Consider the following 23,359-nt stretch of genomic DNA (forward strand, 5'->3'; position numbering starts at 1 on the left):
CTCCTCGCCGCCAACCGCAGAGTACGCGTGGACCGGCAGGCCGTCGAGACCTCGTGCGACAACGTTGCTCAGAGCAACTTATCGGCCGGCGATCTCACCCGAACCGGGTGATCCGCCGGCCACCTGCGGCGCGGGATGATGCCCGGTGTGACCACCAGCAACCGCTCCCCCGTCGGCAGCCACGGCGAGGAGTCGCTGCCCGCTGCCGAGCCGGGAACACTGATGATCCGCGGCGCGGCCGGAGTCGTCTTCGGCGTTCTCGCCGTCGTGTGGCCGGTCACGACCGGGCTCGCACTCGTGCTGCTGTGGGGCTGCTGGGCGCTCTTCGAAGGGATCGGCGCGCTGGTGCAGGCATTCCAGGTGAGTCCCGGCCAATCCCGCCTCGCCTACCTGCTGCTCGGCCTGGCCGGCCTCGCCGCGGCCTTGCTCGCGATCTCCAGCCCCGGCCTGACCGCGACGACCCTGACCTGGATCCTCGGCCTGTGGCTGATCCTTCGCGGCCTCTTCGAAGCCGTCGCCGCCTTCCGCCGCGAGGTCGTCACCGCCCGCTGGCTCTTCCTGCCCGGCGCGGTACTGTCGGCCGTACTGGGAGTTCTGTTCGTCACGAACCCCGGCAGGGCCGCGGTCGGCATCGCCGTACTGCTCGGAACGATGGCCATCGCCTGGGGTCTGGTCTTCCTCGCCTCGGGCCTGCTGCTGCGCTCGCAAAAATCCCGCGCCTGAGCGCCTCCGGATTGCTACGCTCCCGACCATGCACCGCATCATCACTCCGCCGGCCGCCGCTTAGCGGACGGCCGGTCTCAGCGTGCCCGGGTCTGTGACCCGGGCTTCTTCGGGCTGTTCGCAGACGTCCTCATCTGTTCGTGCGAACACCCTGGAGTGTCTGATGCACCACCGTCTCGCGCCGTCGTCGGCGCGTGGTCTTCTGTACGTCGCGCTGGCCGGTATCGCCTGGGGCACCGGCGGTCCCACCGGCGCCCTGCTGTTCCAGAGCAGCGGCCTGGACTCGACAGCGATCTCCTTCTGGCGCCTGCTCGGCGGCGCGGTCTGGCTCGTCGCTGCCTGCCGCCTGCTCGGGCGAGGCCCGGTCATCCAGCAATTCGCCGCCGCGCCGGTGCGGTACATCCTGAGCGGGCTGGGTCTCGCCGTCTGCCAACTCGGCTACTTCGCCGCCATCCCGCGGGTCGGAGTCGCCGTCGCCACCGTCGTCTCGCTGGGGGTCGGTCCGCTCTTCATCGCCCTCGGCGCTCGCGAGCGCATTACCGGTACGTTGCTGCTCGCTGTGCTCGGGTTGGCTCTTCTCGTCTCGGACGGCGGAGCCACCGGCGGCGCGTCGATCACCGGCGTCGCGTTCTCCCTGCTCTCGGGCGCCGGCTACGCACTCACCACCCTGCTCAACCGGGACCGCCAGGACCCGGTGACCAGCGCCCTGCTGGGCTTCACGACCGGCGCGGTGATCTTGTTGCCGCTGGCAATGATCGGAGGGGTCACCCCGGCAGCGGTCAGCTGGCCGTTGCTCGCCTACTTCGGTCTCGTGCCGACCGCTTTGGCCTACGCGCTGTTCTACACCGGCCTCCGATCGGTCCGCGCGTCCACCGCCGCGGTCGTCGCCCTGATCGAACCACTCTTGGCCGCGCTCATCGGCGTACTGGCGTTCCACGAGCACCTGACACCGCTCGGCCTCACCGGCGCGGCCGTCCTGCTCTCCGCAGTCCTGTTCCAGGCCCGCCGCGAGCGGCAGTAGCAACTTATATAAGCGCTGGACTATAGATACAACGATTTGCCCTGGGCACCTGAACAGTACGAGGCGCCCGGCTTGTGCTTTTCGAGGGTTGGGCGACCTCCAGGTCCCGGCAGTTCAGACCAGCAGCTCCGGGGCCGCCCTCGACTCAGTACGTCCCGAGCACCCACTGTGACGGTGACGCCGGGTCGTCGCCGCGCCAGAAGCCCGACCACAGTTCCCGGAACTCCTCGCGGGACAACTGACCGTCGCCGTCGGCGTCGAGCCTGGGGAAAACCTGCTCGACGCCGTCGTCGGAGCCCTTCCAGGCGTACACGACCTGTTTGTGCTCGGCCAGCGCGATCCGGTCGTCACCGTCGTGGTCGATCGCGTCGAACATCACGTCCGCGGTCGCGTACACCGCGTCGTCCATCGCCGGCAGCTGGTCGACGACGTTCATGAGCTCGTCCAGCGACACCTTGTCGTCGTGGTCGGCGTCGGACAGCGTCGCCAGGGCCGACCACCAGCCCATCATGATCGTCCGCATCCGGTCGTGGTTCGCCGTCCCGGGCTCCCAGCCCCGCACGCCCGCCCAGCGGTCGGTCAGCGTCACGAAGTCGGACTCGTTGAGATAACCGTTGCCGTCGGCGTCCATCGCGTGGAAGACCCCCGCCACCTTGCGCCGCTGGAACTCACTGGCCATGTCGCTCCCCTTTCACCGTTCCCGGTGTCCGGTTCGGACGCTACGCGAGTTCAGCCCATTGCGCACTCTGAGCAACCATTTGTGCGCGTCGCGTCACAATTGACGTCTTCCAGGACCCGCTGCGTCGGCCGTCCCGGCGGCCCGGCTGCCTATGCTGGCGGTTGCCGACGTGGACGGAGCAGACCGATGGACGAGATCAACACGTTGTTCGAGCAACGATCCGAGGCGATCCGGGCCAAGGACCTCGATGGGCTGCTGGCGTTCTACTCCCCCGACGTCGTGTACTTCGACGTCGTCCCGCCCTTGCAGTACGTCGGATCCGCCGCCCTGCGCGGCCGGTTCACCCATTGGTTCGAGGGCTTCGACGGCCCGATCGGCCAGGAACTGAGCGAGCTGACCGTCACCGCCGACGGCGATGTCGCGGTCGCCTCGATGCTGATCCGCGCCGGCGGGACCCTGGTGAACGGTCCGCAGATCAGTCAGTGGGTGCGCTCGACGTCGGTCTGCCGCCGCTGGGACCACGGCTGGCTGATCACCCACGAACACGTGTCTCTGCCGGTCGACCTGGCCACGGGGCTGGCCGCGCGCGACCTGACGCCTTGACGGTCCCGGGGACCAGACAACGCCCGAGTCCTGCGATCTCGTCACAACAGCCGACACACCGTGCCGGCTGCACAAGTTCGGCTTCGGCGAAGCGCGCCCAGACCGCACAATCAAAAGGTGACCGAGACCGAGCAGACTCTGAGCGGTGAGCAGCCCACGGTCCAGATGTTCGCCAGGTTCGCCTCGGAGCTGCACGAGGCCGACGGCGTGGAAGAGACCGTCGAGGCGGTGGCGCAGTTCGCGCTGCACGCGGTCGGATGCAGCGCGGCGTCGGTGGCATTGATCGTCCGTGGCCGGCGTCCCGAACAGATGGCGATGACCGACCCCGGACTCGCCGACCTGTACGACGCGCAGATCGCGGCGGGCGCCGGACCGCTGATCACGACCATCCAGCAGGAAGCCCTGGTCACCATCCCGGACGTGGTGACCGAGACCAGGTGGTCACCGGCCTGGGCCGACCAGGTGGCCGCCGCGGGCTATCGCAGCGCGGCCCATCTGCCGCTGAGCATCGGACGCCGTAAGGCCGAGGCGGTCCTGAGCCTGTTCGCCGATCGCCCCCAGGCGTTCGACCGCGACGATCTGGCCGTCGCGCACATCCTGGCCAGGCATGCGTCGGTCGCGATCGCCGCGGCGCGCAACGAGGCGACCCTGGCCGGCGCGGCCGACGCCCGCAAACTGGTCGGGCAGGCCCAGGGCATCCTGATGGAGCGGTTCGACCTCGACGCCGACCGGGCCTTCGAGGTCCTGAAACGCTACTCCCAGGACCACAACCGCAAGCTGCGCGACGTCGCCGACGAACTGATCAGCACCCGGTCCCTTCCTGGCCGCTCCTGAGTCCGGGAACACGTGGTTCAGAGCGAGCCGGTGCCGCGGGACGTGGCGGGCAGCGCGTCCTGCAAGGCTCGGCGAGAGGTGATGCCGAGCTTGGCGAAGACCTTCTTCAGATGCCACTCGACGGTGCGCGGGCTGAGGTAGAGCTCGGCGCCGATCTGCACGTTCGTCCGGCCTTCGCGGGCCAGCCGGGCGATGTGGTCCTCCTGCGGGGTGAGCTCGTCCGGCTTGTCGGTGGCGATCTCGCGAAGGTTGGCGCCGGCACCGACCAGTTCGTGCCGGGCGCGGTGAGCGAACCCGTCGAGGCCCATCGACGCGAACAGCGAGTGGGCGAGCTCCAACTGGATGCGGGCGTCGGCGCGCCGCTGCCGTAGGCGCAGCCATTCGCCGTACAGGAGGTGGGCCCGCGCGAGTTCGGGGCGTAGCCGGGTCGCGCGCAACCGGTCGACCGCCTCGCGGTAGTGCGGCTCGGCCTCGTCGTCGGTCGCGAGCAGCGCGCGGCAACGGGCCAGGACGCCCAGCCCCCAGTCGTTCGCGGTGACGTTCGCGCTCGCGGCGAACCGCTCGACGGCGCCGGCACACAGGTCGGGCCGGCCGGTTCTGGTCGCGGCCTCGATCAGCTCGGGCAGCGCCCAGCGCGTGACCAAATGGTCGGGCTGGCTCTCGTCACCGGCCACGCGCGCTGCGGCGAGCGCTTCGTCGTACCGGCCGAGGCCGTTGAAAAGCACGGCCGTGGACCAGTTCGCCCACTGGACAGCGAGGCCTTCGCCGCCCGACCGGGCATGGTCGATCGCCGTGTCGATGCGCGCCCGGGCCTCGGCTTCCCGCCCCCGCAACGCCGCGTGCAGCATCGCCCCGTACGGCGCCACGCGGGAACGCGTCGCCTCGGTGACGGCATCGGCCTCGACGATCACCCGCGCGGCCGCGGACAGATCGCCACCCCATGCGACCACGATGCCGCGACCGTTGAGTGCGATCGACAACGGCGCGAGGGCACCGGCCGCGCGGGCGAGTTCCACCTGGCGGGTGATGACCTTCTCGCAGTGATCGAAGTCCCAGATCTCCATCGCGGCGTTCGAGGCCAGCACACCCCACTGGAGTCCCTTCTCCAGCGACAGGTCCTCGGTCAGGTACGCGCTCACCGCTCGGCGCAGGACGGGCGCCGCCGCCGCGCGTCCGTCGGTGGTCAGCAGGGCCAGCCCGTCCAGGAGAAGGTCGGACGCGTGCGGACGGCCGGTCGGCCGCGGAGCCGACCGAGCGGCCCGCGAGATCGCCGCCAGCGACGCCGAACTGGCCGGATCACCCGCGAAGAACGCCGCTCCCCAGGCATCGAGATAGGTCTCCCGGGCGAGGGCGACATCCAGCGGCTCCAACCGTCGAGCAGCGCGCAGCAGTTGCACCGGCGCCTCACTGCCGGATCCCGAGGCCGAGACGATCTGCGCCCGCAACAGGTCCACTCGCGCCCGCTGCAGTTCGTCGAGCGCCCCGGCCTCCGCCGCGCCGAGCAGACCGAGGGCTGTCTCGAACTGGCCGGCGTGCAGACTGGCTCGCGAAGCCGCGAGAGCACGCCCCGCCCGCCGGCCGGGATCGCGGGTCAGGACAACCGAGCGCTGCAGGAACGCGGCCGCGGCCGCCAGACCGCCACGGGCTTGGGCACGGTCGGCCGACCGCTCGAGGTCTGCGGCCACCTGCTCGTCGGGTTCGCCGGTCGCGGCGGCCAGGTGCCAGGCGCGCCGGTCGGGGTCGCTCCGGGCGTCGGTCGCCTCGGCCAGCGCCAGATGGGCCGCGCGGCGGTCGTCGGCCGACGCCGAGCGATAGATCGCCGACCGCACCAGCGGATGCCGGAAGCGCACGCTGCCGTCGATCGAGAGCATGCCCTCCGCCTCCGCGGCGGCCGCGGCCGATGCCTGGACTCCGAGCAGTTCGGCGGCTCGCCACACCAGCAGCGGGTCGTCCGCCGGCTCGGCGGCCGCGACCAGGAGCGACCTGCGCGCGTCCTCGGGCAACTGTTCGAGCCGGAGCAGAAAGCTTTGCTCGATCCGGCCGGACAGCTCGTGCGAACCGTGCGGGCCGGGTCCCCCCGGCAACTGCGCCGTACTCAACCGCCGGGGCAATTCCAGCAAGGCGAGCGGATTTCCGCGAGTCTCCGCGACCAGGCGATCCCGCACGCGCGGGTCGAACCGGCCCGGGATGACCGTGGCGAGCAGAGCCCGGGCGTCAGCCTCCGGCAGGCCCTGAAGTCTCAGCTCGGGCAGTCCGACCAGTTCGTGCTCGGTGGTCGGCTCCCGAACGGTGAACACGATCGCCACCGGCTCCGCACCCAGGCGGCGAGCGATGAAGCCGAGGACCTGCCCCGAAGCGCTGTCGAGCCACTGTGCGTCGTCGATCAGGCAGAGCAGCGGCCGTCGTTCGGCAGCCGCCGACAACAACCCCAGCGCGGCCAGTGCGACGAGGAAACGTTGCGGAGGTTCGCCCGACGTACGGCCCAGCGCGACCTCGAGCGCGGCCCGCTGGGGCTCGGGCAGGACGTCCAGCCGGTCGAGCATCGGAGCGCAGAGCTGGTGCAGCCCGGCGAAGGGCAACTCCATCTCGGACTCCACCCCGGCCAGCCGCACGATCCGGAAGCCGGTCGCCGCCTCGGCGCAGTACTGCAGCAGCGCCGTCTTGCCGATGCCGGCTTCGCCGCGGATCACCCGTACGGCGCTGAGGCCGCCGCGGACCTCGGTCAGCAGGTGGTCCAGGTCCTCACACTCGCGTTGGCGCCCCAGCAACACCGGCGTACGACGCACGGTCACGAGTCATGCCTGCCATCGGCGTGGTCGCGACAACGGCATGATCGGTCCCTCGTCTCCGGGCGCTCCAGCGGTCGAGGCCCTGCGCCGCTCATCCTCGCACCGGATCGTGGCACCGGGCAATCAATGACCCGCAGACCGATCAGCGGTGCTTCTGGACCGGACGTTGCTCAGATGGCAGGCTGCTGCAATGCGGTCGACGAATCCGTCCCGGCCGGAACTCCGGGGGCGGCAGTACGAGTGCGAGACGCTGGATCAGCTCGTGCGCGACGCGCAGGCCGGCCGGAGCGCCGCGCTGGTCGTCCGCGGTGAGGCCGGGATCGGCAAGTCGGCCCTGCTGGACCATCTCGAGGCGGCGGCGACGGATTGCCGCGTCCTGCGGGTCGCGGGCGTCGAGTCGCAGATGGAACTCGCGTTCGCGGGGCTGCACGCGCTGTGCACCCCGTTGCTCGGCGAGCTGTCCCGCCTTCCGGCGCCCCAGTCCGAGACGATCGCGACGGCGTTCGGGCTGCATCGGGGCAATCCGCCCGACCGGTTCCTGATCGGGCTCGCCGTGCTGAACCTGCTGGCCGAAGCGGCCCGCGAACAGCCGCTGGTCTGTCTCGTGGACGACGCGCAGTGGCTGGACCAGGCGTCTGCGGACGCGCTGACCTTCGTGGCCCGGCGGCTGGCGGCCGAGTCGATCGTGCTGGTGTTCGGCGCGAGGACGGGCGAGGCCGACGGCCGTTGGGCCGGACTGCCCGAGCTGCCCGTCGGAGGGCTCGACGAGACCGACGCCACCGCGCTGCTCGAAGCGACGGTGATCGGTCCGCTCGACCAGCGGGTGCGGACCCGGGTCCTGCACGAGACGCACGGCAATCCCCTGGCTCTGCTGGAACTGCCGCGCTGGCTGTCGGCGACCGAGCTGGCCTTCGGCTCGGACCAGACGGACCACACCACACTGACCAGCCGGCTCGAGCTCAGCTTCCGGCAACGCGTCGAGCAGCTGCCGGAGCAGTCCCGCCGGCTCCTGCTGATCGCTGCCGCGGAGCCATTGGGCGATGCCGGACTGTTGTGGCGCGCCGCCGAACGGTTGCAGCTCAGCTGGGACGCCGCCTCGGCCGCCGAACGGGCCGGACTGGTCGAGCTGCGCCACACGGTCCGCTTCCGGCACCCGCTGGTGCGGTCGGTGGCGTACCGGTCCGCGACGCCGTACGAACGTCAACAGGTGCACCAAGTCCTGGCCGACGTCACCGACTCGGAGCTCGACCCGGATCGGCGCGCGTGGCACCGCGCCCGGGCCACCTTCGGCCCCGACGAGATGGTGGCCGCCGAGTTGGAGAGTTCGGCCGGGCGGGCACTGGCTCAGGGCGGACTGGCCGCCGCGGCAGCGTTCCTGGAGCGTGCGGCCGCGCTGACACCGAACGCCGCCGTCCGCGCGCGGCGCGAGGTCGCCGCAGCCGAGGTCATGTTGCACGCGGGGACGTTCGACTCCGCGCTCCGGCTGCTGGCCAGAGCCGAATCGGGAGCCCTCAGCGACCTGCAACGGGCCCGCGTCGACGTGCTCCGCGCCCAGATCGGCTTCGCCGCCCAGCGCGGCAACGAGGCACTCCCTCTTCTGCTGGCCGCGGCGCGCCGGCTCGAACCGCTCGACACCGAGCTGGCGCTGGACAGCTACGTCGACGCGTTGACCGCGGCCCTCTTCGCGGGCCGGCTCGCGAACGGCGTCACCGCGGCCGAGGTGGCCCGGGCCGCGCGCAACGCACCGATGCCGGCCGAGCCGCGGCGCGGCGACGTCCTGCTCGAGGGCGTCGCCGTGCAGTTCGCCGACAGCTATCCGGACGCCGTACCGATGCTGCGCCGGGCGGTCCAGGAGTTCGACACCGACGAGCTGTCGATCGAGGAGGGCGTGCGCTTCCTCTGGCTCGCGACGGTCGTCGCCCTGGATCTGTGGGATCACACGTCGTGGAGCACGCTGGCCGATCGGCACGTGCGGATCGCCCGCGAGTCCGGCGCGCTCAGCGCGTTGCCGCTGGCCCTGAACACCCGCGTTTTCGTCGACCTCTTCGCCGGCAACCTGGACGCGGCCGCCGTCCTGGTCGACGAGATCGGCATCGTCACCGAGGTCGCCGGCACCGACCTCACGCCGTACGGCGCGATCGGGCTGGCCGCCTTCCGCGGCGACGCGCAGCTCGCGGAACCGCTGATCGGTACGGCGATGGCCACCGTGACCGAGCGGGGTGAGGGAATCGGCGTGTCCCTCACGAACTGGGCCCGGGCGATGCTCTGCAACGGACTCGGCCGGTACGCCGACGCGCTCACCGCCGCCCGTGAGGCCGCCGCGTATCCCGAGGAGATGGGGGTCGCGAACTGGGCGCTGGTCGAGCTGGTCGAGGCGGCCGGCCGCGCCGGGGAACCGGCGATGGCGGCCGCCGCGCTCGAGCGTCTCCTGGCCTTGACGCGCGCCAGCGGGACCGACTGGGCGCTGGGAGTCGGTGCCCGGTCGAGGGCTCTGGTCGAGCCCGACGACCGGGCCGAAGAGTGCTACCGGGAGGCAATTGATCGGCTCGGTAACACCCCGGTCAGGGTCGAGCTGGCCCGCGCCCAGCTCCTGTACGGCGAGTGGCTGCGGCGCGCGGGCCGCCGGGCCGAGGCCCGCGAGCAGCTCCGGGCCGCGCACGACGCGCTGGCGGCGTCCGGAGTCGGCGCCTTCGCCGCGCGCGCCCGCCGTGAACTCGCGGCGACCGGTGAGACGGTTCGCAAACGGGCCGAGAAGACGCCGCAGGAACTCACTCCGCAGGAGCTGCAGATCGCCCGGCTGGCCACCCGGGGAATGACCAACGCCGAGATCGGCGCGACCTTGTTCATCAGTCCCCGAACGGTCGAGTGGCACCTGGGCAAGGTGTTCGCGCAACTCGGGATCAGCGCTCGCAGCCATCTGCGCGACGTACTGCAAGCCGTCGACTGACTGGTACTCACGAGATCCTCCTGCGCTGCGGGTGATGGCGTACCTCCATCACATCGCCGGGGACCGCGCATCACACCCGGGTGATCCCTGGTCCGGGCCCGGGCCTGCCGTCCGACCAGGGATCTCACTGGCGCGAACGCCGGGCCGCCCGGAACAGACTCGGTGCACCGGCAGGCCGCCCCGTCCTTCCTGCCCGTTGCCCGACCACCAGTGGGAGGAATCCATGTCCACAACGATTCAGAACAACCAGTCCCTCGGCGTACCGTCGTTCGCCGAGGACGCGAAGCTGCGCCGGGAACGACCGACCGGGCCCGTGCCGGAGATCGCGAAAGGACCGGAGGTCCCCGCCGAGGGCTACGCGATGGAGGAGCTCGCCGACGGCGTCTTCTGGCTCGGCGACGGCAGCTACCAGTCGATGTTCGTCGTCACCGGCGAAGGCGTCGTGGCGGTCGACGCCCCGCCGACGCTGGGCCACAACATCCTGCGCGCCATCGGCCGGGTGACCACCAAGCCGGTGACGCACGTGGTCTACAGCCACCACCACTCCGACCACTGCGGGGCGATGTCGATCTTCCCCGACAACGCCCGTCGTTACGCCCAGCGCGCGACCGCGCAACGCCTCGAGTTCCTGGCCGATCCGGACCGGCCGCTTCCGACCGACGTCTTCGACGAGTCGTTGACGATCGACGCCGGCGACCACACTCTCGAGCTCGCCTACCCGGGGCCCAACCACAGCGAGGGCAACAGTTTCATCCACCTGCCCAACCAGCGCGTGCTGATGCTGGTCGACGTGATCTTCCCCGGCTGGGTGCCGTTCTCGAACATCTCCCTGTCCGCGTTCGTCCCGGGAGTTCTTCACCTGCACGAAACGACGCTGCGCTACGACTTCGACCACCTGGTCACCGGCCACGTGACCCGGCCCGGCACTCCCGAGGACGTCCGCGTCCAGCTCGAGTACCTGACCGATCTGCGCACCACCGCCGAAGCCGCGCTGTCCAGCGTCGACCTGTCCAGCACGATGGCGGGCGTCGACATGTCCAACGCCTGGGCGGTGTTCCGCGCCTACCTCGACGCGGTCGCCGCCGCGACCACGGACGAACTCGTCCCCCGCTGGAAGGATCGCCTCGGCGGCGCCGACGTCTTCACCCTGCCCAACGCCTGGGCGATGGCCGAGTCACTGCGCCTCGACCTCAACTCCTTGGGACCTTTCGGCACCAGGCCCTGACTCAGCGGCGGACGCGCGGGCCGTCGTGGTCGCCGGGGTGCCGGCGGCCGGACGGTCCCGCTCGCCGTCGGTTCGCGGAAGGTCACGCAGGGCGTCTTCGAGCGCGCGGGCAACGGCCCGGTCGCAGGCGGTGGCGTCCCCCTGCCAGATCTGCCGGACGAACACGTCCGCGACCACTTGGGGCGGCCGTCCGCACCGGCTGGCCCAGGCACGGATCACGTCACCGGCCTGCTCCGCGCTGACCCCGAACCACTCCATCAGCAGACCCTTGGCCTGCTCCACGGCTGCCGCGTCGTCCACCCGCGACGCGCTCGCCTCGACCGACTCCGATCCGATCATCGACCCGTTCCTCACCACGAGCCGGCGGCGATCCCCGGCTGGATTTACAACCTCTGCCGCCAGCCCGGGTCCGGTACCCTCGGCGCCCGGGCCACATGCGGTTCCGGCGGGCCGGTCACTTCCCGTCGCGGGACGGTCTGTTCCAGTGCTCGTTCCAGGCCTTCACCGCGAGTCCTTGCCGACGTGGAACCGCTGGTGGTACAGCGATCGCGCCTGGTCCAGCGCCTCCTGCCCGATCCGCGCCAGCGGGCGAACCTCCACGACCAGCGGCTCGTGGTCCGGTCCCCAGCCGGCCACCTCACCGGTCAGCAGCCACGGATAGCGGTCCTTCTCCTCCCCCAGTTCGGCGTACTTGCACACCCGGCGCGCGATCCAGTCCTCCGGCGGACGAGGCCACCACGGCTCCGGCGTGACCGGCGTCGCGGAGAGTCCGGGCAGTTCGACGTCCGCCTCGTAGTCCCGGCTGGCTCCGGACCGAGCGTCGTGCCACGGCCCCTTCGAGTACCGCAGCAGTACGCCGTCCCGCGCACCGATGAACTCGACCAACTCGGCCAGGCTTGCGATCACCGGCAACTCGTACGGCGTCTCCACCAGCACCAACGGCGGCGACGACTTCTCGCTCATGCCGCCGAGGTACCCCGCCGCATGAGCAAGCATCACCACCGTGGAGGCCGGAGCCGGATATCTTCACAGCATGCTGAGTCTGGGAGCCCTGGTTCGGGATCCGGCGCTGGAGTTGACGGTGCTGGTGCCCGGACCGCCGGGGGCGTTGGAGCGCGAGGTGTTGTGGGTGCACAACACCGAACTGCCCGACCCGTCGGCGTACGTGCGGGAGCGGGAGCTCGTGCTCACCAACGGTCTGTGGCAGGCCGAGACGACCCCGGCGGAGTTCGCGGCCACCGTGCATCGCGCGGGCGCCGCGGGGATCGTGTTCGGGCTCCGCGTGGACGCCCGGACGACGCCCGGCGAGCTGGTGCGGGCCTGCGAACAGCTCGGGTTGCCGCTGGCGGAGATCTCGGTCGAGGTGCCGTTCACCGCCGTGACGCGGGCCGCGTCGATGCTTCAGGCGGACCAGCGGCGTGACGCCCTGGTCGGCATGGTCCGGCGCGGCGACGCGTTGGCGGCCGCGATCTCGCACGGCGCCGGAGCCTCCGGCGTGCTCGCCGTGCTGCGGCGTGAGCACGATCTGCCGCTGGCCGTGGTGGACCGGATGGCGCGTCCGCTGGCGGCTGCGGGTGCGGAGCTCACGCCGGCGCAATGCCGACTGGTCGCGGAGGGACTGGCTCGGCGGCCGCCCGCCCTGGAGGTGGAGCTGGAGGCCGGGTCCGGCCGGGCCACGTTGTTCCTGGTCGGCGCGGTGGGAGACACCGACGCGGCGCTCGTCTGCCTGCGGCCGTTGGCCGAGCTGAGCCGGGCCGAGCAGGACGCGCTGGAGCAGTCGGCCCGCTTCCTGAGCCTGGAGGTCGCCAAGCAGCAGGCGGTGCAGGCGATCGAGCTGAGGTTCGCCAGCGAGCTGCTCGACATGATCCTGTCCGGCTCGCGGCGCGCGGCGGAGGTCCCCGACCGGTTGCGAGCGTTCGGCGTCGACCCGAGCGGTGAGCTGGTCGTGCTGACCACCGCCTTCGCCGGCGGCGACGAGTCGACGCTGCCCGGGCTGACCGAAACCGTCAGCGGTTTCTTCCTGGCCGCCGGGCTCGCCGTGGTCGTTGCCGGAGGCACCCAGGACGTGGTCGCCGTGCTGCAGCGACCTCGCCAGGACGTCCGGGAGCTGGCCGAAGCGCTGCGCCGGACGATCGCCCGGCGCTTCCCGGACCGTCGTACGGTGATCGGGCTCGGTGAACCGGCGGCCAACGCCCAGGCGCTGCGGCAACCGCTGATCCAGTCCCGTGAGGCGTGCCGGGTGCTGCGGCGTCGACCGGCTCCCGCCGTCGCGACGTTCCGCGACCTCGGCACGCATCGGCTGCTGCTCGGGTTGCACGACACCGAGACACTGCGGGGGTTCGCGGACGCGATCGTGCAGCCGCTGCGCGAGTTCGACCAGCGCCGCGCGGCGAGTCTCGAGATCACCTTGCGCGCGTTTCTCCAGCACGACGGCCAGTACGGCGCGACCGCGGCCGCGCTGTACGTGCACGTCAACACCCTGCGCAACCGGCTGGCCAAGATCACCGAGTTGACCGGGCGCGACGTCACCCGGACCGAGGACCGGGTCGACCTGTTCCTCGCGCTGGAAGCCGACGAGCTGGTTCAGTCCGGGTAGACGTCCCTGCCGACGTCGGGCACAGCCACCGGCCGCACCGGCAGCGCGTCGTCCGCCCGCGCCCGCAGCGCGATGTCACGACACCGGGCGAAGCTGACGTCGCCACAGGACTGGGCGTACTCGATCAGTTCGCGCACCGCCATCAGGCGCCCGGGCCGGCCGGACAGGAACGGGTGCAGGCAGAGCGTGAACAGGCATCGGTAGAACCGCATCCCGTCGAGTTCGGCCTTCCACAGCTCCAGCACCTTGCGCGGCGACTCGATGACCGAACCGATGTCGGGCTGCGGCAGGTAGGCGTACTGCTCCCAGTCGTCCAGCGACCAGTGCACCGGCAGCTCGACCACTCCACCCGGCCGCAGCAGGTACGGCCGGTCGTCGCCCATCAGCGAGGAGTCGTACAGCAACCCGTGCTCGGCGATCAGTTCCGGCGTACGGACGGTCGCCTCCCACAGGGCGGCCCGGTGCCCGAGCACCTCGATGCCCTGCGCATCGAAAACCGCGAGCGCCCGTTCGAAGTCGTCGCGCTCCTCCTGGCTGGTCAACGACGTCGGCGGCCGATGGCTGTAGGAGTGGTGGGCCACCTCGTGCCCGCGCTCGACGATCGACGCGGCCAGGCCCGGGCGTTGCTCGGCGACCCACCCCGGGACGAAAAACGTCGCCGGCACCTCGAGCTCGTCCAGCAGCGCGAGGATCCGCGGTACGCCGACATCCGGGCCGTACGCCTGGTGCGACATCGTGGACAGGTGGTCCGCGTAACGCCGGCCACGGGCCAGCACCGGGGTCTCCGCGTCCACGTCGAACGTCAGCGCGGCCACCGCCGCGGCGCCGCCGGACCAGCTCTGGCTCATGACCTGACAGCTTGCCACGCCCGGGCGGTCGCCAGCGTGACGTCCGGGTGCAGCATGTCCCGGTCGAAGGCACGAAGCTCCGAGTCGTCGGTCAGCCGCTTCGGCAGGTCCGGATTCACCAGCGCACCGCGGGCGACGGACACCAGGTCGGCGTGACCGTCGGTGAGGACCTGCGCGGCTTGGTCCGGATCGTGCATGCCGCCGTTGGCGATCACCGGCAGTCCGGTCAGGCGGCGAGCCAGGCCGGTGATGGTCCGGCCGTCCGGGAGTGTGGAGGTCTCCAGCCAGTCACGCCCCTCGCTGGCCAGGTGCAGGTACGACGCGCCGGCCTCGGCGATCGTGGGAAACACGATCTCGGCGTCGGCCGCTCCCCCGGGCCAGCGATGGACAAGGTCGTTCACCTTGGTCTGCGACAACCGGACGCCGACCGGCATCCCGGTGGGCAGCGCTTCGACGACGGCGGCCGTCACCCGGGCGGTCAGGCGGATCCGGTTGGCCACGGGTCCGCCGTACTCGTCGGTGCGCCGGTTCGTGTAGTCGGTGAGGAACTGGTCGAGCAGGTATCCGTTGGCCGCGTGGATCTCGACACCGTCGAAACCGGCCTGTAGCGCGGCAAGCGCCGCAGCGACGAAACCTTCGACGACCGCGTCCAGCTCCTGCGCGGTCAACTCGTGCGGGACCGGCCAGGGACCGCTGCCGCCGTAGTCCGGCATCATCTCGCCGCGGGGCTGGATCGCCGACGGACCCGCCGTCCGCGCGGAGTACGGATTGCCCTGGGAGAGCGCGCCCGCGTGCATCAGTTGCGCGATCATCCGGCCGCCCGCGGCGTGCACCTGGCCGGTCACGTTGCGCCAGGCAACGACCTGCTCGGCGCTCACCAGTCCGGGCTGGTTGAGGTAGCCCTGGCTGTACTGCCGGTCGGTGTACGTCCCCTCCGAGACGATCAACCCGAAACCGCCGGCCGCGAAGTCGGCGTAGTACCGCGCCATCTCGTCGGTCGGGACGCCGTCCGGGGTGGCCGAGGTGCGGGTCATCGGGGCGACCACGAGCCGGTTCGGTACGTCGTACGGACCGAACCGTACCGGCTGGAGCGCGGGGTGCGGAGTGCTGGTCATCGAAGATCCTCCAGTACGTCGAGAGCGAGGTCGGTGGGGTTGGCGCCGTTGATCACGGTGAGGTCCTGAGGACAGGCGGACAGCACTACGACGCAGTCGAGCTCCGCGCGGAAGGTGACGGTGTCACCGGCGCTGGTGGCCGCGGGCAACCAGTCGAGCCGGCCGTCGTGGTCGGCCTGGACCCGCATGAAGACGTTGACCGGCTGCGGGATCACCGGCGCGCTCAGCCCGACCGATGCCAGCGCGGCGGTCAGGTTCTCCGCACACGACGGGTGGCCGGGGGCGCCCAGGCCGGCGTACCGCTGAGGGTCGCAGGCGGCGATCAGCAGATCGTGGTGACCGGGTGAGGTGTCCTCGACCAGGGTCAGGATCGGGCGCCGGCGATCGGTCACGAAGGTCTCGCCCAGCGCGGGCCACAAGCGGCTGGTGGCCGTCCGGGTGTGGGCGGCGCTCAGGTGCTCGCCGGACTTCTCGCCGGCCACGAAGGCGAACAGGTCGCCGACCTGCCCGCCCTCCAGATCGGTGACGCGGACGAACTCGCCCCGGGCGACCCGCACCGCGCGGCCGGAGCGCGCCGGGACGAGAGTCCGTTCAGCAGTTGGTGTCATGACGGCAACTCAAGCACCGCGAGTCACTGTTGTTCGATAGATCTTTCTCCACACCTGAGGGCTGTCAGTAGAGGATTCTCCACTGACAGCCCCGGTGTCAGGCCGCAGGACCCTCGAGGATCTCGACGTAGCCGTCGGTGCCGTGGACGCGGATTCGCTGGCCGTCCTGGATCAGGCGGGTGGCCTGCTCCACGCCCACGACGGCCGGCAGGCCGTACTCGCGGGCGATGACCGCGCCGTGTGTCATCAGGCCGCCGACCTCCGTCACCAGACCCGTGATGCCGACGAACAGGGGCGACCAACTGGGGTCGGTGAAAGCGGTGACCAGGATGTCGCCCGGTTCGAGGTCGGCCTTCGCCAGGTCGAGGATGACGCGGGCCCTGCCCTCGACGGTTCCGGCGGACACCGGCAGGCCGACCAGCGCACCGGCCGGTACGTCGTCGCGCCGGTACGCGCCGTTGATCGCCTCGCCGTCGGAGGTGAGCACCCGTGGCGGCGTGAGCGACTGGTAGGAGCGGAACGCGTCCTTGCGTTCCTGGACGAGGTGACCGTCCACCTCGTGGGTGCGCACGACATCGTGCAGTTCCTGGAAGGTGAGGTAGAAGATGTCTTCCTTCTCCGCGAGCACACCGGCCTGCACGAGCCGCTCGGCCTCTCCCAGCAGGGCCTGCTTGTAGACGAAGTACCGCCTGATCAGGTTGTACTTCGGGTACTCGCGGTAGCCGATGAAGGTCCGGACCCGGTCGATCATCCGTTCGGTCTCGGCGGCCTTCTGCTCACCGTCCGGCAGGGCCCGCAGGCGTTCCAGCACGTCCTGCCGGAACGCCTCGGCCTTCTGCCGACCCTGCTCGAAGCGCTGCCGGGCGGTCCCCGGCTCGAAGAGCTTGACGTTGTCGAGGATCAGCGGCACGAGCGTGGACGGGCTCTCGCTCCATCGCGGCCGGGTGATGTCGATCTCGCCCGCGCAGCGCATGCCGTACCGGTCGAGGTACCCCTCGATCGCGTCACGCGCCGCGGCCCCGCCCTCGTACTTCGGCAGCTCGTCCAGGAAGTCCTCGCTGTCGACGCCCTGCAGGAACGCCACCACCTCCGGGTGCGGGCGGATCACGTCGGCGACGTCGAGCAGGTCCAGGCCCATCTCCGAGGTGATGTTGTGCGGCGCGGACAGCGTGAGCGTGTCGGCCGCGTTCTTCTCCCCCAGCCACTCCTGCAGGTGGTCGTTGAGCCACCAGGTGGCGTCCATGCCGGCCATGATCGCCTGCATGCTCAGGGGATCGCCGAGGACTCGCTTGTGCTCCTGGAACGCCTCCAGCAGGAAGTCGAACAGCGCGGGTCCGGCCAATGGCGCGATGTCGCGCCGCAGCGCTTCGGTGGAGACCTGGCTGCGCTCCACCAGTTCAATGACGACGGCCGGATCGGTCTCGATCGGCGGCGGGGCGGACGCGCCACCGGCCGGCGGTCCAGCGGGAGCCTCGTCGGGCCCGGTCACGATGAAGTCGCCGCGGTCCAGCACCGTTTCCAGAGCGTCGCGGATCAGCGGATCGGCCCGCCCGACGAGATCCAGGAATCCGGGCCGGATCGCCGGCGAGGCCAGCCGCGCGGTCGCGTCGACGAACAGCCGACCGGCGGCCTCGTACATCGGCGCCATCGCCGTCAGCTGCCACATCGACCAGCCCAGGGGCTTCATCGCGTCGGTCATCATCTGCTGGTGGCCGACGGACAGGAACACCTGGTTGCCCTGATCCCCGGTCTCCGGGACGGGGAACAGCGTCGTGATCGGACGGCTCTGAACGATCAGGAAGTCGTCGTCGACCAGGCACCACTCGATGTCCTGCGGGCGGCCGAAGTGCGCTTCGATCCGTCGTCCGAGCTGTACGAGCCGAACGGCCTGCTCGTCGGTCAGCGCGGGCTGCTCCTGCCGGTCCGCATCGATCGCCACCTCCCGCGTCCCACCGGTCGGCAACGCCTCGACGGCGAGTTGCTTGGCAGCGATCGTCTTCGCGACGACTTCGTCGCGCACCGTGAACACGTCCGGATTCACCAGGCCGGAGACCAATGCCTCGCCCAGGCCGAAGCCGGCGTCCACGGTGGCGACCTTCCGGTTGCCCGAGACGGGGTCGGCCGTGAACAGGATGCCGGCCGCCTGCGAGAACACCATCTGCTGCACGACCACGGCCATGTGGATCCTGCGGTGATCGAAGCCGTTCCGCAGCCGGTAGGTCACGGCCCGCTCGGTGAACAGCGAGGCCCAGCACCGGCCGATGTGCTGAAGGATCGCCGCCGGGCCGACGACATTGAGGTACGTGTCCTGCTGGCCCGCGAACGAGGCCGTCGGCAGGTCCTCCGCCGTCGCACTCGACCGGACGGCGTACGCCGCGTGCTCGCCGAATCGCCCGACTGCGTCGCTCACCGCCGCCGCGAGCTCGTCCGGGACCGTCATCGCTTCGATCGCCTGACGGATCTCCGCGCTGAGCGTGCGGATCCCCTCCCGGTCGTCCGCGGCCAGCCGCGACAGCGCGGCGAGCCGGTCGTCGATCGACGGCGCGTCGGCCATCGTCCGCCGGAACGCCTCCGTCGTCACACAGAACCCCGGCGGAACGCGCACCCCGTCGATCCGCGACAACTCCCCCAGGTGCGCACCCTTGCCCCCGGCAACAGCCACCTCCCGCCGGCCGATCTCACCGAGATCCAGCACGTACCGCCCACTCGACAACCGCACCTGCACGTCGTGTCCCCATTTCGCCGGAAAGAGCATCGGCCGACGATTCTGCGCCACGAACCGGGGCTTGCGGCAAGCCCCCCGGTGCGCTATACCTTGGGAGTGGCAAGGAGAAGACTCTCCTTGCCTTTGCTTTTGGCCCAGTGATGCCGAGTCCTGGTTCAGCGGGGAAACAGCGGCTGGTAGTCGCGGCTGACGTGGTGGACCTTGCGGTAGCCCAAGGTCCCGAGCACCACCGCCGCGACAACGGCGGCGACGACACCGATCACCGTTCGCGCCGTGTGCCCCGCGCCGATCGCCTGCCCGACCACCGCGGCCAGGACTCCGGTGACGACCGCGTCGACCACGCCGACGATGAGCGGCGAGCCCGACAGCCAGTGCGTGACGCCGACCCGGTCGCGAAAAGCGTAGGTCTGCAGCATTCCGGGCTTGTCGTCGTGATGACTCGCCACGAAGTACGGCTCCAGTTCCGGCGCGAGCTCGATGTAGGCGTGCCGCAGCCGATTCATGCCGATCACCAGCCAGGCGTCCTCGACGTCGGCCTCGACCAGCCGGAAGAACGTGCCCAGCCCGATCAGCAGCACCACCGGCAGAATCAGCATCGCGAACATCCGGAACCCCGAGCCGAAACCGGTCGCGTTCGCCACCAGCGACAACGCGATCACCGCGGCGGACAACACCGTCAGATAGGTGCCCGTCCGGCTGAAGATCTCGCTCCATGTCATGCTGCGCGTCGCCAGCAGACTCCAGTGCTCGGTGACCAGGAACTGCACATGCGGACCACCGCTGACGTCGACACCGTCCATCGACACCGGCGGCCGCCCCGGCGGCTGCTGCCTCATCCGCTCTCCCCTGCTCGCGTCGACCCTGTAAGAGCCGCTCACCAGACGACCCAGCTCAGACCATACGCCGGGATCGCCGGCCTCGACCGACGCTCGCGGAGCCGGGACCGGCCGGAATCCCGGCCGGTCCCGGCACGACTACTTCGGCACCTTGTCGTACGCCGTCTGCTGGATCTCGAGGTAGCGCTTGAGGCCGAGACCCTCGAGACCCTTGACGTAGGCGTCCCAGTCGGAATCGATGTTCTTCGAACCGGTGATGAACTGCAGGGCGTTCTGCTGGATGTAGTTCTCGATGTTCGTCTGGAGGGTGGCGATCTCACTGCCGAGCGACGGGTCGATCCAGACCTTCCAGTACGGGTAGATCGCCGACTTGTCCTCCTTGCCCTCGTAGAGCTTCGTGGCCTCGAACAGCCGTCGCTCATAGCCGGCCTGGGAGTAGATGTCGGTCGCGATCGCCTCGGAGTTCCGGTACCGCTCGGTGTTGTTGTACTGCGCCAGCGCCTGCCACCCGGAGTTCGGCGGAGCCGTGCCCGGCTTGATCGGGATCTGCGCGAACAACGGCTTCAGTGACTTGTCGAGCGCGACGTCTCCGGGCTGCGGTTTGCGCCAGGTCTTGCCTTCTTTGCCCCAGAAGGCGTTGATCTGTCCTTCGTCGGTGAACATGTAGTCGAGCAGCTTGATCGCCTGGATCTGCTCTTCGGGGGTGGCCTTGTTCGTCAGCACGAACGTCGCACCGGGCGCGCTCGGGAAGTTGTACCCGGTGTGGTTCACGCCCTGCGGTCCGGTGAGCGGCGGTACGGCGTCGTACTGTTTGTCGCGACCGTCGGCGGCGCCGATGCTGACCGCGATGCCCAGGTGCAGGACGGTCGCCGAGCCGAGCATCGGCACCTTGCCGCTGTCACCCTGCTGCTGCAGCGCGTCCGGGTTCTGGGTGAAGGCGCCCTTGTCGATCAGGCCTTCCTTGTACAGCGAGTTCAGGTACTTGAGGCCCTCCCGCCAGCCGTCCTTGTCGGCCTGCGTGTCGACCTTGCCGTCCTTCAGCACCAGGGTCGAGTTGTTGTTGCCGCTGGTGCCCTGCGGGTTGTAGATGAAGGCGTTCATGAAGTACGGGATCAGCGCGTCCCGCACACTCGCGCTGAGCGGGATCTCGTCGGCCTTGCCGTTCCCGTTCGGGTCCTGGGTCTTGAAGGCCCGCAGGACCTTGACCATGTCCTCGGTCGTCTTCGGCTGCTCGAGCCCGAGCTTCTTCAGCCAGGACGAGTTCATCCACAGCTTGCCCTGGTACGAGCAGTGGTAGCAGTCGACCCACTGCGGCAGACCGTAGATCTTGCCGTCCGGCGCGGTGGCCATCGCCTTCCACTCCGGCTCCGCGTCCAGGGCCTTCTTGATGTTCGGCCCGTACTGGTCGATCAGCTGGTTCAGCGGTACGACGACGCCCTGGTTCGACAGTCTCAGCAGATCGGCCTGGCTGAACTGGTCGACCCAGGGGATCAGCAGGTACAAGTCGGGATAGTCACCACTGGCCAGGGAGATCTGGCGCTTCTCCTTGGCCGGCCCACCGTCGAACGTGGTGTTCTGCCACTTGAAGGACAGGTTGAACTTCTCCTTCACCAGCTTCGTGAAGTCGTTGGTCGCCAGGTTCCAGTCGGCCGCCTGAGGTGCGAACACATCGATGGTGACCGCGGGATTCCCGGTGATGGTCGGCAACGGCTTGCTCTGTGGGTCTTCCTCTCCGCCCCCGGTACAGGCCGCGAGCGCGAGTGCCAGGACGGTCAGGCCGGCGATCGTGGCAGACCTTCTCTTGCTGAGCTGAACAGACATAGGTCCCTCACAGGAGTCGAGGTGATGCGGAGGATCAGCCCTTCACGGCGCCGATCATGATTCCCTTGGTGAAGTAGCGCGCGACGAACGGATAGATCAGCAGCACCGGCACACTGGCCACGACGATCAGCGAGTACTTGAGCAGGTCGGCCAGTTGCTGGCGCTGCAGAACAACAGACGCGTCGACGGCCCCGCCGCCGGTCGTGTTGAGGATCAGGATGTTGCGCAGGACGAGCTGCAGCGGGAAGAGATCTGGGCTCTTCAGGTAGATCAGGGCGTCGAAGTAGGAGTTCCACTGCATGATCGCGTACATCAAAGCGACCACCGCGATCATCGGTTTGGCCAGCGGGATCACCACCGACCACAGGAACCGCAGATCGCCGCAGCCGTCGAGCTGGGCGGCCTCCACCAGCTCCTCGGGAATCGCGGTCCGCAGGTAGGTCCGGGCGATGATGACCTGCCAGACGCCGATCGCCTGGGGGATGATCAGCGCCCACCGGGTGTCGAGCAGGCCGGCGGACTGGACCACCAGGTACGTCGGGATCAGGCCGCCGGTGAACAGCATCGTGAACAGGATCACGGTCATCACCACGTTGCGGCCGACCAGCGTCCGGCGCGACATCGGGTACGCGATCGCGATCGTCATCGTGACGCTGACGATCGTGCCGACGACGGTGTAGAACAACGAGTTCAGGTACCCCTGGACGATCTGCGGGTTCTGGAACACCGCGTGGTACCCGCGCAGCGAGAACTCCACCGGCCAGAACAGCACCCGGCCGGACGACACCGCTTCAGGGCTGCTGAACGAGCTCGCCAGGATGTACAGCAGCGGTGCCAGGACCACCACCAGGAACACGGTCAGCAGCAGATAGACACAGACCAGGAAGATGCGGTCCGTGCGCGGCTCGCGGATTCGGCGAGCCCGTTCCGCGCGGCGCTCGGCCCTCTTGCCCAGCACCGTCGTGGCCCCACTGCGAGCGCTCATGACCACAGTCCGTTTCCGGTGATCCGCTTGGCCACGACGTTGACCGCCAGCAGCAGGACAAGGTTGATCACCGAGTTGAAGAGCCCGACCGCGGTGGCCATGCTGAAGTCCGCGTTCAGCAGACCCGTCTTGTAGACGTAGGTCGCGATGATTTCCGACTGGCTCAGGTTGAGGGGATTCTGGAACAGGAAGGCCTTCTCGAAACCGATCGCCATGATGTTGCCGACAGCAAGCACCAGGATGATCACCGCCGTCGGCATGATGCCCGGCAGGTCGACGTGCCGGATCCGCTGCAACCGGCTGGCACCGTCGATCCGGGCCGACTCGTGCAGGGCGGGATCGATCCCGGCCAGCGCGGCCAGATAGATGACCGCGGAGTACCCGGTGGTCTGCCAGACGTCGGACCAGACGTAGATGTGGCGGAAGTAGTCCGGGTCCCCGAGGAAGTCGATCGCCGGCACCCCGAAGAACCCCAGGCCCTCGTTGACGATGCCGAGCCGCGGCGACAGCACCAGGATCGTCATCGACACGACCACCACGGTCGAGATGAAGTACGGCGCGTACGTCACCAGCTGCACGCTCCGCTTGAACAGGCCGTTGCGGATCTCGTTCAGCGCCAGCGCCAGGATGATCGCGAGCGGGAAACTCGCCGCCACCGTGTAGACCGAGAGCACGAAGGTGTTCTTCACCAGGGTCCAGAACACCGGGTTGGCGAAGAACAGCTCGAAGTTCTTCCAGCCGATCCACGGGCTGCCCCAGATGCCCTTGGTCACGTTGAAGTTCTTGAACGCCAGGACGGCGTTCGCCATCGGGATGTACTTGAAGATCGCGAACCAGATCAGCGGCACGACCATCAGCAGGTACAACGTCCAGTGCCGCTGGAAGCTGCGGCGCAGCCCCTTGATGCCCGGGCGTTCCCGGCGCCGTCGCCGGGGCCGGACCGGTTCTTCGCCGGCCGGGGGCCGGACGGTGGTCAGGGTTGCCATCAGATCTCCTCGTCCGTG

Annotated in this window: 19 protein-coding genes; 7 read left to right on the forward strand and 12 right to left on the reverse strand. The window is 69.8% G+C overall.

Going from position 1 to position 23,359, the window contains the following annotated elements:
• Positions 1 to 147 precede the first annotated feature (147 nt).
• Positions 148 to 723 (forward strand): HdeD family acid-resistance protein, encoded by a 576-nt coding sequence (locus tag BWI15_RS11115; protein ID WP_168197288.1) that lies wholly within the window; start codon positions 148 to 150, stop codon positions 721 to 723.
• Between the two features lie 163 nt (positions 724 to 886).
• The gene (locus BWI15_RS11120) at positions 887 to 1,744 is read left to right on the forward strand and encodes a DMT family transporter (RefSeq protein WP_077014251.1); all 858 of its coding nucleotides are present in this window, start codon (positions 887 to 889) and stop codon (positions 1,742 to 1,744) included.
• A gap of 145 nt (positions 1,745 to 1,889) precedes the next feature.
• Here BWI15_RS11120 and BWI15_RS11125 read toward each other — a convergent pair whose 3' ends face one another.
• On the reverse strand, positions 1,890 to 2,423 hold the full coding sequence (locus BWI15_RS11125) for an EF-hand domain-containing protein (RefSeq protein WP_077014252.1): 534 nt from the start codon (positions 2,421 to 2,423) through the stop codon (positions 1,890 to 1,892).
• A 186-nt stretch (positions 2,424 to 2,609) separates the two neighbouring features.
• Here BWI15_RS11125 and BWI15_RS11130 point away from each other — a divergent pair, with 186 nt between their 5' ends.
• A complete protein-coding gene (locus BWI15_RS11130) occupies positions 2,610 to 3,026 on the forward strand; it encodes a YybH family protein (protein ID WP_077014253.1) in 417 nt (138 codons plus the stop codon).
• Positions 3,027 to 3,143: 117 nt separating this feature from the next.
• Positions 3,144 to 3,860, forward strand: a complete 717-nt coding sequence (locus BWI15_RS11135; protein WP_330359527.1) for a GAF and ANTAR domain-containing protein — start codon at positions 3,144 to 3,146, stop codon at positions 3,858 to 3,860.
• 17 nt (positions 3,861 to 3,877) lie between these two features.
• On the opposite strand, the gene BWI15_RS11140 is transcribed toward BWI15_RS11135, so the two are convergent.
• Positions 3,878 to 6,652: an ATP-binding protein gene (locus BWI15_RS11140; protein ID WP_077014254.1), complete on the reverse strand. Its 2,775-nt coding sequence runs from the start codon at positions 6,650 to 6,652 to the stop codon at positions 3,878 to 3,880.
• A gap of 187 nt (positions 6,653 to 6,839) precedes the next feature.
• On the opposite strand from BWI15_RS11140, the gene BWI15_RS11145 reads away from it, so the two are divergent.
• Together BWI15_RS11145 and BWI15_RS11150 are read left to right on the forward strand one after the other, a co-directional pair.
• Entirely contained in the window at positions 6,840 to 9,596 is a 2,757-nt protein-coding gene (locus BWI15_RS11145; RefSeq protein ID WP_077014255.1) for a helix-turn-helix transcriptional regulator, read from the forward strand.
• 223 nt (positions 9,597 to 9,819) lie between these two features.
• A complete protein-coding gene (locus tag BWI15_RS11150) occupies positions 9,820 to 10,821 on the forward strand; it encodes an MBL fold metallo-hydrolase (RefSeq protein ID WP_168197289.1) in 1,002 nt (333 codons plus the stop codon).
• On the opposite strand, the gene BWI15_RS11155 is transcribed toward BWI15_RS11150, so the two are convergent.
• Positions 10,771 to 11,160 carry an ANTAR domain-containing protein gene (locus BWI15_RS11155; RefSeq protein WP_077014256.1) on the reverse strand — a complete coding sequence of 130 codons (390 nt, stop codon included), beginning with the start codon at positions 11,158 to 11,160 and terminating at the stop codon, positions 10,771 to 10,773. The genes BWI15_RS11150 and BWI15_RS11155 overlap by 51 nt on opposite strands.
• A gap of 162 nt (positions 11,161 to 11,322) precedes the next feature.
• Complete coding sequence (locus BWI15_RS11160) at positions 11,323 to 11,784, reverse strand: DUF6098 family protein (protein WP_077014257.1); 462 nt, start codon at positions 11,782 to 11,784, stop codon at positions 11,323 to 11,325.
• A 70-nt stretch (positions 11,785 to 11,854) separates the two neighbouring features.
• Between BWI15_RS11160 and BWI15_RS11165 the strand changes: the two genes are divergently transcribed.
• Positions 11,855 to 13,417, forward strand: coding sequence for a PucR family transcriptional regulator (locus BWI15_RS11165; protein WP_077014258.1), 1,563 nt, complete (start codon positions 11,855 to 11,857; stop codon positions 13,415 to 13,417).
• On the opposite strand, the gene BWI15_RS11170 is transcribed toward BWI15_RS11165, so the two are convergent.
• From BWI15_RS11170 to BWI15_RS11205, 8 genes are all read right to left on the reverse strand, one after another.
• The gene (locus BWI15_RS11170) at positions 13,405 to 14,265 is read right to left on the reverse strand and encodes a polysaccharide deacetylase family protein (RefSeq protein ID WP_077014259.1); all 861 of its coding nucleotides are present in this window, start codon (positions 14,263 to 14,265) and stop codon (positions 13,405 to 13,407) included. The genes BWI15_RS11165 and BWI15_RS11170 overlap by 13 nt on opposite strands.
• Positions 14,262 to 15,380 carry an oxidoreductase gene (locus tag BWI15_RS11175; protein ID WP_077014260.1) on the reverse strand — a complete coding sequence of 373 codons (1,119 nt, stop codon included), beginning with the start codon at positions 15,378 to 15,380 and terminating at the stop codon, positions 14,262 to 14,264. The genes BWI15_RS11170 and BWI15_RS11175 overlap by 4 nt, the downstream gene beginning before the upstream one ends.
• Complete coding sequence (locus BWI15_RS11180) at positions 15,377 to 15,988, reverse strand: DUF1989 domain-containing protein (protein ID WP_077014261.1); 612 nt, start codon at positions 15,986 to 15,988, stop codon at positions 15,377 to 15,379. Before BWI15_RS11180 ends, BWI15_RS11175 begins: the two co-directional genes overlap by 4 nt.
• Before the next feature lie 97 nt (positions 15,989 to 16,085).
• Positions 16,086 to 18,743: a rifamycin-inactivating phosphotransferase gene (rph, locus tag BWI15_RS11185; RefSeq protein WP_077014262.1), complete on the reverse strand. Its 2,658-nt coding sequence runs from the start codon at positions 18,741 to 18,743 to the stop codon at positions 16,086 to 16,088.
• A gap of 125 nt (positions 18,744 to 18,868) precedes the next feature.
• Complete coding sequence (locus BWI15_RS11190; RefSeq protein ID WP_143465489.1) at positions 18,869 to 19,549, reverse strand: hypothetical protein; 681 nt, start codon at positions 19,547 to 19,549, stop codon at positions 18,869 to 18,871.
• A gap of 138 nt (positions 19,550 to 19,687) precedes the next feature.
• Positions 19,688 to 21,370 carry an extracellular solute-binding protein gene (locus tag BWI15_RS11195; RefSeq protein ID WP_077014264.1) on the reverse strand — a complete coding sequence of 561 codons (1,683 nt, stop codon included), beginning with the start codon at positions 21,368 to 21,370 and terminating at the stop codon, positions 19,688 to 19,690.
• 34 nt (positions 21,371 to 21,404) lie between these two features.
• Positions 21,405 to 22,355, reverse strand: coding sequence for a carbohydrate ABC transporter permease (locus tag BWI15_RS11200; RefSeq protein WP_077014265.1), 951 nt, complete (start codon positions 22,353 to 22,355; stop codon positions 21,405 to 21,407).
• Positions 22,352 to 23,341, reverse strand: a complete 990-nt coding sequence (locus tag BWI15_RS11205; RefSeq protein ID WP_083750684.1) for an ABC transporter permease — start codon at positions 23,339 to 23,341, stop codon at positions 22,352 to 22,354. Before BWI15_RS11205 ends, BWI15_RS11200 begins: the two co-directional genes overlap by 4 nt.
• Between the last annotated feature and the right edge of the window lie 18 nt (positions 23,342 to 23,359).

Origin of the sequence: Kribbella sp. ALI-6-A, assembly GCF_001984195.1 — a bacterium.
Taxonomy (GTDB): Bacteria; Actinomycetota; Actinomycetes; order Propionibacteriales; family Kribbellaceae; genus Kribbella.